The organism is Pseudomonas sp. 25 R 14, assembly GCF_900004755.1.
In the GTDB taxonomy this organism is placed as follows: domain Bacteria; phylum Pseudomonadota; class Gammaproteobacteria; order Pseudomonadales; family Pseudomonadaceae; genus Aquipseudomonas; species Aquipseudomonas brenneri.
Map to the genome: position 1 here is coordinate 1 of NZ_CVTS01000043.1, position 9,910 is coordinate 9,910.

The 9,910-nt window shown below is 59.7% G+C and carries 11 protein-coding genes; 7 read left to right on the forward strand and 4 right to left on the reverse strand.

All coding sequences use genetic code 11. From position 1 onward, the window contains the following. Together prpB and BFQ03_RS14820 are read right to left on the reverse strand one after the other, a co-directional pair. Positions 1–656: methylisocitrate lyase (gene prpB / locus BFQ03_RS14815; protein WP_065943459.1), on the reverse strand; the 656-nt coding region annotated here is incomplete at its 3' end. Beyond that, a complete protein-coding gene (locus BFQ03_RS14820; protein ID WP_065943460.1) occupies positions 653–1,375 on the reverse strand; it encodes a GntR family transcriptional regulator in 723 nt (240 codons plus the stop codon). The genes prpB and BFQ03_RS14820, both read right to left, overlap by 4 nt. 273 nt (positions 1,376–1,648) lie before the next feature. Between BFQ03_RS14820 and BFQ03_RS14825 the strand changes: the two genes are divergently transcribed. The 6 genes from BFQ03_RS14825 (at position 1,649) to BFQ03_RS14850 (ending at position 7,077) form a co-directional block, all read left to right on the forward strand. After that, a complete protein-coding gene (locus BFQ03_RS14825) occupies positions 1,649–2,185 on the forward strand; it encodes a retropepsin-like aspartic peptidase RloA (RefSeq protein ID WP_032863401.1) in 537 nt (178 codons plus the stop codon). Between the two features lie 5 nt (positions 2,186–2,190). After that, positions 2,191–3,723, forward strand: coding sequence for an osmotic stress tolerance membrane protein RloB (locus BFQ03_RS14830; RefSeq protein ID WP_032863402.1), 1,533 nt, complete (start codon positions 2,191–2,193; stop codon positions 3,721–3,723). Then, positions 3,723–4,709, forward strand: a complete 987-nt coding sequence (locus tag BFQ03_RS14835) for an alpha-L-glutamate ligase-like protein (RefSeq protein ID WP_032863403.1) — start codon at positions 3,723–3,725, stop codon at positions 4,707–4,709. Before BFQ03_RS14830 ends, BFQ03_RS14835 begins: the two co-directional genes overlap by 1 nt. Positions 4,710–4,826: 117 nt before the next feature. After that, positions 4,827–6,170, forward strand: a complete 1,344-nt coding sequence (pabB, locus tag BFQ03_RS14840) for an aminodeoxychorismate synthase component I (RefSeq protein ID WP_032863404.1) — start codon at positions 4,827–4,829, stop codon at positions 6,168–6,170. Positions 6,171–6,418: 248 nt separating this feature from the next. Further along, positions 6,419–6,721, forward strand: a complete 303-nt coding sequence (locus BFQ03_RS14845) for a type II toxin-antitoxin system HigB family toxin (protein ID WP_032863405.1) — start codon at positions 6,419–6,421, stop codon at positions 6,719–6,721. Continuing rightward, on the forward strand, positions 6,721–7,077 hold the full coding sequence (locus BFQ03_RS14850) for a helix-turn-helix domain-containing protein (RefSeq protein ID WP_032863406.1): 357 nt from the start codon (positions 6,721–6,723) through the stop codon (positions 7,075–7,077). The genes BFQ03_RS14845 and BFQ03_RS14850 overlap by 1 nt, the downstream gene beginning before the upstream one ends. A gap of 97 nt (positions 7,078–7,174) precedes the next feature. Here BFQ03_RS14850 and thrH read toward each other — a convergent pair whose 3' ends face one another. Next, complete coding sequence (gene thrH, locus BFQ03_RS14855; protein ID WP_029298307.1) at positions 7,175–7,792, reverse strand: bifunctional phosphoserine phosphatase/homoserine phosphotransferase ThrH; 618 nt, start codon at positions 7,790–7,792, stop codon at positions 7,175–7,177. A 154-nt stretch (positions 7,793–7,946) separates the two neighbouring features. On the opposite strand from thrH, the gene BFQ03_RS14860 reads away from it, so the two are divergent. After that, positions 7,947–8,681, forward strand: coding sequence for a phosphoadenylyl-sulfate reductase (locus BFQ03_RS14860; protein WP_016973617.1), 735 nt, complete (start codon positions 7,947–7,949; stop codon positions 8,679–8,681). Between the two features lie 58 nt (positions 8,682–8,739). Here the strand turns inward: BFQ03_RS14860 and BFQ03_RS14865 are convergent, their stop codons facing one another. Continuing rightward, complete coding sequence (locus BFQ03_RS14865) at positions 8,740–9,702, reverse strand: IS110 family transposase (protein WP_065942825.1); 963 nt, start codon at positions 9,700–9,702, stop codon at positions 8,740–8,742. Positions 9,703–9,910: the final 208 nt, after the last annotated feature.

Sequence of the window (9,910 nt, forward strand, 5' to 3'; positions counted from 1 at the left end):
GCGCCGAACTCGGTGATGTTGGCCAGGATTGGCGCTTTCACGCGCGAAGCGAACAACTTGTACATCTCAAGCTCGGTAATGGCTTCGGGGAAGACCATGTCGGCACCGGCCTCGATGCACGCGGCGGCACGCTCCAGCGCGGACTCCAGGCCTTCCACGGCCAGGGCGTCGGTGCGCGCCATGATCACGAAGCTGTCATCGGTACGGGCATCCACGGCGGCCTTGATGCGGTCGACCATTTCCTGCTGGGACACGATTTCTTTGTTCGGGCGATGACCGCAGCGCTTGGCGCCCACCTGGTCCTCGATATGGATCGCGGCAGCACCGAACTTGATCATCGACTTGACGGTGCGCGCCACGTTGAAGGCCGAGGAACCGAAACCGGTGTCCACATCCACCAGCAGCGGCAGGTCGCACACGTCGGTAATACGGCGCACATCGGTCAACACATCGTCCAGGCCGGTGATGCCCAGGTCCGGCACACCGAGGGAGCCCGCAGCAACACCGCCACCGGACAGGTAAATGGCCTTGAAACCGGCGCGCTTGGCCAGCAGGGCATGGTTGGCGTTGATCGCGCCAACCACTTGCAACGGGTGTTCGCTGGCGACGGCGTCACGGAAACGCTGGCCTGGGGTGCTGTTTTTATAGGAACTCATGACTCACCTCGTGGAGTGGCTGTCTGGGGGGCGCCGTCGGGGAAGTGACGGGCGATATTGCGTTTGGAGGCGCCGATATGCCGGCGCATCAACAACTCGGCCAGTTCACCGTCGCGATCGGCAATCGCGTCAAGAATACGGTGATGCTCGGCAAAGGCCTGGCGTGGACGATTGGGGGTGGCGGAGAACTGGATGCGGTACATGCGCACCAATTGATACAGCTCGCCGCACAACATCTGGGTCAAGGTGCGGTTGCGTGCGCCTTGAATGATCCGATAATGAAAGTCGAAGTCGCCTTCCTGCTGGTAGTAGCCAACACCGGCCTGGAACGCGGCATCGCGTTCATGGGTGTGCAGGACCTGGCGCAGCTCCTCGATTTCTTCGTCGGTCATGCGCTCGGCGGCCAGGCGGCAGGCCATGCCTTCGAGGGACTCGCGGATTTCGTAGAGTTCCACCAGTTCGGCCTCGCTCAGGGACACCACCCGCGCGCCAACATGGGGCACGCGCACCAGCAGGCGCTGGCCTTCCAGGCGGTGGATCGCCTCGCGCAGCGGGCCACGGCTGATGCCGTAGGTGCGCGCCAACTCCGGTTCCGAGATCTTGCTGCCGGGGGCAATCTCACCCTTGACGATAGCGGCCTGGATACGGCGGAAGACGTTCTCGGACATCGTCTGGGAATCGTCCTGCCCTGCCACCGGAATTTCCAGCTGATCCAGCATGATTGTCGACACCTTTAAAAGCAATGCCGCAAAAACTAGCCAATCAGCCCAAGATAGTCAAAGAATAAATACACATTGTCGACAATCGTCTAATAACCCTGCTCGCACCTTATAAGGGCATGGCCGCCTGCCAGCGCTGGCGCCAGAAAACCTTCATGTTAGAATGCCCGCCGCATTTGCCTGACATCTATTGATGAAAAGGCGCACGAGGGAGCTTGCGCAGCAATGCCAGTCGCCTTGAATCAAACATCGCACTGCACCGCCTCAGGATCTATGAGACTCAAGCCCTTCCCCCTATTGCTTTGCCTACTGTTGTTTCCGGGCCTTGGCTTCGCTGCCGAGAAGACCGTGTATGGCCTCAATGAATACGCCAAGCTGGCGGGCATTGACCTGGAAGTCGCCGCCAAGCTCGACACCGGCGCCAAGACCGCGTCCTTGAGTGCCCGGGATATCAAGCGCTTCAAGCGCAATGGTGAATCCTGGGTGCGCTTCTACCTGGCCATCGATACCGCCCATTCGCACCCCATCGAGCGCCCCCTGGCCCGCGTCAGCAAGATCAAGCGCCGCGCCGGTGACTACGACCCCGATGAGGACAAGAACTACACCGCCCGTCCGGTGATTGCCCTGGATATCTGCATGGGCACCGCTTTACGCAGCATCGAAGTGAACTTGACTGACCGCAGCGCCTTCCAATATCCGCTGCTGATCGGCTCCGAAGCCTTGAAACGCTTTGATGCGCTGGTCGACCCCAGTCTTAAATACGCAGCAGGCAAACCTGCCTGCGCCACCGACGCTCATACCGCCGAGTAATTCCAATGCGCTCTCTTACTATGCACCTGAAGATTCTGATCGCCGTCCTGGTGGTACTGGGCATTTCGGTCACGGCCTATCAGATCTTCGTCCTCGGCATCCCGGTGACCGAAGACGCCACTGACGACCTGTGGAACATCGACGCCAAGGTCGAGTTCGTCGCCAACGCCAAGGACCCGGTCAAGGTGCAGATGTTCGTGCCGCCCCTGAGTCGCGACTTCGTCAGCCTCAATGAGAGTTTCATCTCCAATAACTACGGGGTGAGCGTCAATCGCATCGACGGCAACCGCAAGGTCACCTGGTCGGCCCGGCGCGCCAAGGGCAACCAGACCCTCTACTACCGCCTGGTGCTGACCAAGCGCTACAGCGGTGAAAAGCTCAAGGTCAAGGGCCCGACCTTCCGCGACAGCATCGCCGTCGAAGGCCCGGAAAAAATCGCCGCCGAAGCCCTGCTGGCGCCGATCCGCCAACACTCGGCCGACGTCGAGACCTTTATCAGCGAAGCCATCAAGCGCACCAACAACCTCAACGACGACAACGTCAAGCTGCTGCTCGCGGGCGATCCGTCGACGCCGCACAAGGCCAAGATCGTCGAGTTGCTGCTGTCCATCGCCCATGTGCCGGTGGAAAAGGTCCACACCCTCCGCCTGGTGGCCGACCAGCCGCAAACCCCGGAACTGTGGCTGCGCAGCTTCAATGGCAACGACTGGCTGTACTTCAACCCGGAAACCGGCGAACAGGGCCTGCCTTCTGACCGCCTGCTGTGGTGGACCGGTGATGAAAACCTGATCACCGTCGACGGCGGCAAGAAAGCCGCCGTGACCTTCAGCCTGAACAACAGCGAGATGAACGCCATTCGCCTGGCCAAGCTGACGGATGAGAACACCGACGCCAACTTCCTCGAATACTCGCTCTACGGCCTGCCGCTGCAAACCCAGCAGACCTTCATGATCATGGTGATGATCCCGATTGGCGTGCTGGTGATCCTGATCCTGCGCAACCTCATCGGCCTGCAGACCCTGGGGACGTTCACCCCGGTGCTGATCGCCCTGGCGTTCCGCGAGACGCAGTTGGGCTTTGGCATCGTGCTGTTTACCGTGATTACCGCGCTCGGGCTGTCTCTGCGCTCCTACCTGGAGCACTTGAAATTGCAGATGCTGCCGCGCTTGTCGGTGGTGTTGACCTTTGTGGTCGTACTGATCGCGGCCATCAGCCTGTTCAGCCATAAGCTGGGCCTGGAGCGCGGCCTGTCGGTGGCGCTGTTCCCGATGGTGATCCTGACCATGACCATCGAACGCCTGTCGATTACCTGGGAAGAACGCGGTGGTGGCCATGCGATGAAAGTCGCGATCGGTACCCTGTTCGCCGCGTCCCTGGCACACATCATCATGAGCGTGCCGGAGCTGATCTACTTCGTGTTCACCTTCCCGGCGATCCTGTTGATCCTGGTGGGCTTCATGCTGGCCATGGGTCGCTATCGTGGCTACCGCCTGACCGAGCTGGTGCGTTTCAAGGCCTTCCTCAAGGCTGATTCGTAATGTTCGGGTTCTGGAAGACCTGGAAGGCCCTGCAAGCGCGGGGCATCATGGGCATCAACCGGCGTAACGCCGACTACGTGCTCAAGTACAACAAGCGCAGCCTGTATCCGATTGTCGATGACAAGATCATCACCAAGGAACGGGCGATTGCGGCCGGCATCCATGTGCCGGAAATGTACGGGATCATTTCCACCGAAAAAGAAATCGACAAGCTCGACGAAATCATCGGTGGCCGCAGCGATTTCGTGATCAAGCCGGCCCAGGGCGCCGGCGGCGACGGCATCCTGGTGATCGCCGACCGCTTTGAAGGACGCTATCGCACCGTGTCCGGCAAGATCATCAGCCATGAGGAAATCGAGCACCAGATTTCCAGCATCCTCACCGGCCTCTACTCCCTGGGCGGTCACCGTGACCGCGCACTGATCGAATACCGGGTGGTGCCCGACCAGATCTTCAAGAGCATCAGCTACGAAGGCGTGCCGGATATCCGCATCATCGTGCTGATGGGCTACCCGGTGATGGCCATGCTGCGCTTGCCGACCCGCCAATCCGGCGGCAAGGCCAACCTGCACCAGGGCGCGATTGGCGTCGGTGTGGACCTGGCCACCGGCCTGACCCTGCGCGGCACCTGGCTGAACAACATCATCACCAAACACCCGGACACCACCAACGCAGTAGACGGCGTGCAACTGCCCAACTGGGACGGCTTCATGAAGCTCGCCGCCGGCTGCTACGAGCTGTGCGGGCTGGGTTACATCGGGGTGGACATGGTGCTGGACCAGGAAAAAGGCCCATTGATCCTGGAGCTCAATGCCCGGCCGGGGCTGAACATCCAGATCGCCAACGATTGCGGCCTGACCTTGCGCACCCATGCCGTGGAAGCGCGCCTCGAAGAACTGAAAGCGGCGGGCGTGACGGAAACGGCGGAAGAACGCGTGAAATTTGCCCAGGAAATGTTTGGCCATATTCCACCCGTGGAAGGATAAAAACAGCTGCAAGCCGCAAGCTATAAGCTGCAAGACAGGCAGACACGCTTGCAGCTTGTAGCTTAAAGCTTGAAGCTGCTCTAATCCCCCCACCCCCATGGCTGATCCACCCCCCGCATGTCGACCTGCTCCGTACACCCGCTGCCCTACCTGGAAAACCCTGCCGAGTATTTCGCGGCGATCCGCCATGCCCCTGGCGCCATCCTGCTGGACAGCGGCCGGCCGGCAGCCGAGCGTGGTCGCTATGACCTGCTCAGCGCCTGGCCAGAGGCAACACTGGCGGTGTGGCCGGACGAAAGCGGTAGCGATTTTCTGCAACGACTGCGGGAAAACCTCACGCTACTGGGTGAAGCCAGCCTGCCCGCACCGTATGAACTGCCATTTGCCGGCGGCTTGATCGGCTACCTGAGCTACGATTTTGGCCGCCATCTGGAACACCTGCCGCACCAGGCGATCGACGACCTGGGCCTGCCCGACGCACGTTTTGGCCTGTATGCCTGGGCGCTGATCAGTGACCACCAGGCGCGCACCAGCCAATTGGTGTTCCACCCAAAGCTGTTGGAAAGCGAACGGCAACGGCTGCTGGCACTGTTCAGCCGCCCCGCCGCCCACACCCCGGCCAGCTTCAAGCTACACACCCGGATGGCCCCGGACCTGAGCGCCAGTGCCTATGAACAGGCCCTGTCCCGCATCCAGGACTATATCCAGGCGGGTGACTGCTATCAGGTCAACTTCGCCCAACGCTTTCGCGCGACCTGCAACGGTGATCCCTGGGCCGCCTATTGCGCCTTGCGTGCCGCTTGCCCGACACCGTTCTCGGGCTTTCAGAGCCTGCCGGACGATGGCGCGGTCGTGAGCCTGTCGCCAGAGCGTTTCGTCCGGATCAGCCAGCGCCAGGTGGAAACCCGCCCGATCAAGGGCACCCGCCCCCGAGGGCTGACCCCCCAGGAGGATGCGGCCAACGCCGCCGAACTCCTGGCCAGCCCCAAGGATCGTGCAGAGAACCTGATGATCGTCGATCTGCTGCGCAATGACCTGGGCCGCACCTGCCGCACCGGCTCGGTCAAGGTGCCGGAGCTGTTCAGCCTGGAAAGCTACCCGAACGTGCATCACCTGGTCAGCAGCGTCACCGGCGAACTGGCCGACGGCAAAGACGCCCTGGACCTGGTCGCCGGCAGCTTCCCCGGCGGCTCGATCACCGGCGCACCGAAGATCCGCGCGATGCAGATCATCGACGAGCTGGAACCGACCCGACGCGGACTGTACTGCGGCTCATTGTTGTACCTGGATGTACGCGGCGAGATGGACAGCTCAATCGCCATTCGCAGCCTGCTGGTCAAGGATGGCCAGGTCTGTTGCTGGGGCGGCGGCGGGATCGTCGCGGACTCCGAGTGGCAGGCGGAGTATCAGGAATCGATGACCAAGGTGCGGGTGTTGCTGCAAACGCTGGAAGGGCTGTAAGCGCACCTCCCAGGGAAAGAACCTGAATCAGAAGCGCCGTGGACAGTACTGGAGCGCAAGGATAGCGTCCATCAGCATTCCACTTGGCCGTCTGTGAGGGATCACATGGATCGACTGCTTATTGCCTTTATCGTTTTATCGCTTGCACCGTTGAAGCAAAGCCCATTTCCTACGCATCGCGCTCCCTGCCAGGGGTTGCAAATCCAAGATGTGACACCTAATATCTCCCAAATTGGGAGGCTTGATTTATGCGACTGATCGCAAGAGCCACCTTGAGGGAGTTCTGGGAAAGCAGCCCGGCTTACACCGACGCCAAAACACCACTGATTGAATGGTATCGCCATATGGCGAAATCCACCTTTCACAGGCCCCAAGACCTGAAGGCGGAGCTTCGCACCGCAAGTATCCTCAAAGGTGGAAGGGTGGTGTTCAATATCGGCGGCAATAAATATCGAGTGATCATGGCGATCGACTATTTGCGGCAGCTGGGTTTCATACGGTTTGTTGGCACCCACGCCCAGTACGACCAGATCAACGCGGAGACTGTGTGATGCACATCAAACCTATTCGTACCCCCGAAGACCTGGCCGCTTCACTGGCGCGCGTGGATCATCTATGGGGGGCAGAGATCGGCTCGCCGGCAGGTGATGAGCTGGAAATCCTCGCGCTACTGATCGAAAAATACGAAGACGAACACTTTCCCATGCCGCCTTCCAATCCAGTGGAGGCAATCAAGTTTCGCATGGACCAACTGGGCCTGACGGCTCGGGACCTGGAACCCTTTATCGGCTCCAGCGGCCGCGTGTCCGAAGTGCTGAACCACAAGCGCAAGTTGAGCCTGGCCATGATCAAGCGCCTGCATGAGGGTTTGCGCATTCCTTATGAGCAGTTGCTTGCGGGAGCTTGATCTTTAGCGTTTTAGAGGGCCCTATCGCGAGCAAGCCCGCGCCCACAGTGTGGGAGCGGGCTTGCTCGCGATGAGGCAACCAGCCTCGCTAAATCACCTACAGGCTCAACGAACGATTCGAAGCCTTGATGAACTCCCGCTTCAAGTCCTCAAAGGTATGCACCGCCGGGAACTGCGGGAACTCGCGAATCACGTTTTCCGGCGCATGGAACAGAATCCCACGATCCGCTTCCCCGAGCATGGTGGTGTCGTTGTAGGAGTCCCCGGCCGCGATCACGCGGTAGTACAAGGTCTTGAAGGCCAGCACCGACTGGCGCTTGGGATCTTTCTGGCGCAGTTGATAGCTCACCACCCGATCATTTTCATCGGTGATCAAACGGTGGCAAAGCAGGGTCGGAAAGCCCAGTTGGCGCATCAACGGCTGGGAAAACTCATAGAAGGTGTCCGACAGGATCACCACCTGGAAGCGCTCGCGTAGCCAATCGACGAACTCGATGGCCCCCTCCAGCGGCTTGAGGGTGGCGATCACTTCCTGGATATCCGACAGTTTCAAACCGTGTTCGTCGAGAATCCGCAGGCGCTGCTTCATCAGTACGTCGTAGTCGGGAATGTCCCGGGTGGTCGCCCGCAAGGATTCAATACCGGTTTTTTCAGCAAAGGCGATCCAGATTTCCGGAACCAGCACCCCTTCCAGGTCGAGACAGGCAATTTCCACAAGACACTCCCATTTGGATTTTTTTTCAGTTGAGCGAGCAAAAGGACTGCCGAACTCTAGCGATTCGCGCTGGCCGCCGCAACGCAGAGCGGATTTTGTTAACATCCCACTCCTATAGAGCGCTCAGCGCCACTGACCTGTAGGAACCGTCCTGATGAACCAAGCCTTCGACGTCGCTGAACTCGCCGCGACCTATGCCAACAAGTCCGCCCAGGACATCCTCAAGCTGGCGTTCAGCCAGTTCGGCGATGACCTGTGGATCTCCTTCAGCGGTGCCGAGGACGTGGTGCTGGTGGATATGGCCTGGAAGCTGAACAAAAACGTCAAGGTCTTCAGCCTCGACACCGGCCGCCTGCACCCGGAGACCTACCGGTTTATCGAGCAGGTGCGTGACTTCTACAAGATTGATATCGAGTTGATTTCCCCGGACCAGAGCAAGCTGGAACCCTTCGTCAAGGAAAAGGGCTTGTTCAGCTTCTACAAGGACGGCCATGGCGAATGCTGCGGCGTGCGCAAGATCGAGCCGCTGCGCCGCAAACTCTCGGGCGTCAGCGCCTGGGCCACCGGCCAGCGCCGCGACCAGAGCCCCGGCACCCGCAGCCAGGTGGCAGCCCTGGAAATCGACACGGCGTTCTCCACGCCGGAACGCACCCTCTACAAGTTCAACCCGCTGGCGCAAATGACCAGCGAAGAGGTCTGGGGCTATATCCGCATGCTGGAACTGCCTTACAACAGCCTGCACGAACGCGGCTTTATCAGCATCGGCTGCGAGCCGTGCACCCGCCCGGTGTTGCCGAACCAGCATGAGCGCGAAGGCCGCTGGTGGTGGGAAGAGGCGACGCAGAAGGAATGCGGGCTGCATGCGGGGAACATCATCAGCAAGGCCTGATCTGGCGACACATGACAAATGTCGGGTGAGCTTGTGTGGTGATCTTGTGTGGGAGATTCTATGTTGCAGGGAAACCCTGCAACCTTAAATTCGGCTGATATTCGCTCTGGTTTTTCATCAGCGCGAATGCCACCCGGCAGAGCTTGCGGGCGAGGATCACCAGGGCTTGGGTCTTTGCCAATCCTCGGGCCAGGTAGGACTCGTAATAGGGTTTCCAGGTCGGCGATCGGCTAGCGGCCATTGCTGCGTTGTGAGCAAGGCGCCGTAACTCCGAATCGCCCTTTTTACTCAGGTGCCGAGGACCGGCCTTCTTTCCGGAGTCTTTTGGTCTCAGATCCATCCCCAAGAAAGCGATGAATGCATCGCCACTGGCGAAATGGCCACGCATGAAGGCTGTCGCTAGACCCGTAGCCGTAAGATCACCAACCCCTTCAATGGCTTTGCAGCGCTTGATGTTTTCGGTGATGCCTGCCTCTTTGCTGACTTTGTGCAGCAACTTCTGAATGACCAGCTCAGCTTGTTTGAAGGACTTTAACTGCTGGGCCAATTCGTCCTTCAAAAGCGGTTCGCCCGACCAACTCAGCGTTAGGCTCACGCGCAAGTTGATAAGCTCTGCACGTCGGTGCAGTAAGCTTTTCAATAGCTTATAAGCCTGCGGAGGTGGGCTCCAGAGCCGCAGCCGTTCCTGCTCGCTGCTCAGGTAGCGCGCCAGCAAACGCGCATCGCAAGGGTCTGTTTTCGCCCGTTGGCCAATGCTTTCGCGGTAATGGCTCAACCGATAAGCGTCTACAACGTAAACCCGATGTCCCATTTCATGGGCGAGTTCAGCTGTGTCCAAGTGGTAAGTGCTGGTGGCTTCCAGGGCAATTGAGCTGTTGGCAGGTAGCGTTTTGAGCCAGCGGCCAAGAGCATCGCGGTCGTTGGTAATGGTTTGAATGGCTTTGAGGTCTTCGCGGTAGGCGACGACGTCGGCCTTGGCCACATCGATACCCAGAACCGTTGGTGAAGTAAGGATTGTCATAACAAATCCTCGGAGCTAGTGTTTAAGGGCTTGTCGGGGTCTACCCCAGCGCTGGCTTGCCTCTATCGTCGGTTTTCCCGATGAATTCCTTATCGGCGCTTGGGGTAGAAAGGGCGGGACGAGAAGTCTCCCACGGTCCGTACTGGCTAGAGTCGGAATCGGGCTTTTAGTCACCGCCCACCCCTTCAAGTTTAAACATACAAGCGGG

What these genes read in the sequence shown, in the direction of transcription:
- BFQ03_RS14820 (WP_065943460.1), bottom strand. Translation starts at nt 1,375, where the DNA reads ATGCTGGATCAGCTGGAAATTCCGGTGGCAGGGCAGGACGATTCCCAG.
- BFQ03_RS14825 (WP_032863401.1), top strand. Translation starts at nt 1,649, where the DNA reads ATGAGACTCAAGCCCTTCCCCCTATTGCTTTGCCTACTGTTGTTTCCG.
- BFQ03_RS14830 (WP_032863402.1), top strand. Translation starts at nt 2,191, where the DNA reads ATGCGCTCTCTTACTATGCACCTGAAGATTCTGATCGCCGTCCTGGTG.
- BFQ03_RS14835 (WP_032863403.1), top strand. Translation starts at nt 3,723, where the DNA reads ATGTTCGGGTTCTGGAAGACCTGGAAGGCCCTGCAAGCGCGGGGCATC.
- pabB (WP_032863404.1), top strand. Translation starts at nt 4,827, where the DNA reads ATGTCGACCTGCTCCGTACACCCGCTGCCCTACCTGGAAAACCCTGCC.
- BFQ03_RS14845 (WP_032863405.1), top strand. Translation starts at nt 6,419, where the DNA reads ATGCGACTGATCGCAAGAGCCACCTTGAGGGAGTTCTGGGAAAGCAGC.
- BFQ03_RS14850 (WP_032863406.1), top strand. Translation starts at nt 6,721, where the DNA reads ATGCACATCAAACCTATTCGTACCCCCGAAGACCTGGCCGCTTCACTG.
- BFQ03_RS14860 (WP_016973617.1), top strand. Translation starts at nt 7,947, where the DNA reads ATGAACCAAGCCTTCGACGTCGCTGAACTCGCCGCGACCTATGCCAAC.
- BFQ03_RS14865 (WP_065942825.1), bottom strand. Translation starts at nt 9,702, where the DNA reads ATGACAATCCTTACTTCACCAACGGTTCTGGGTATCGATGTGGCCAAG.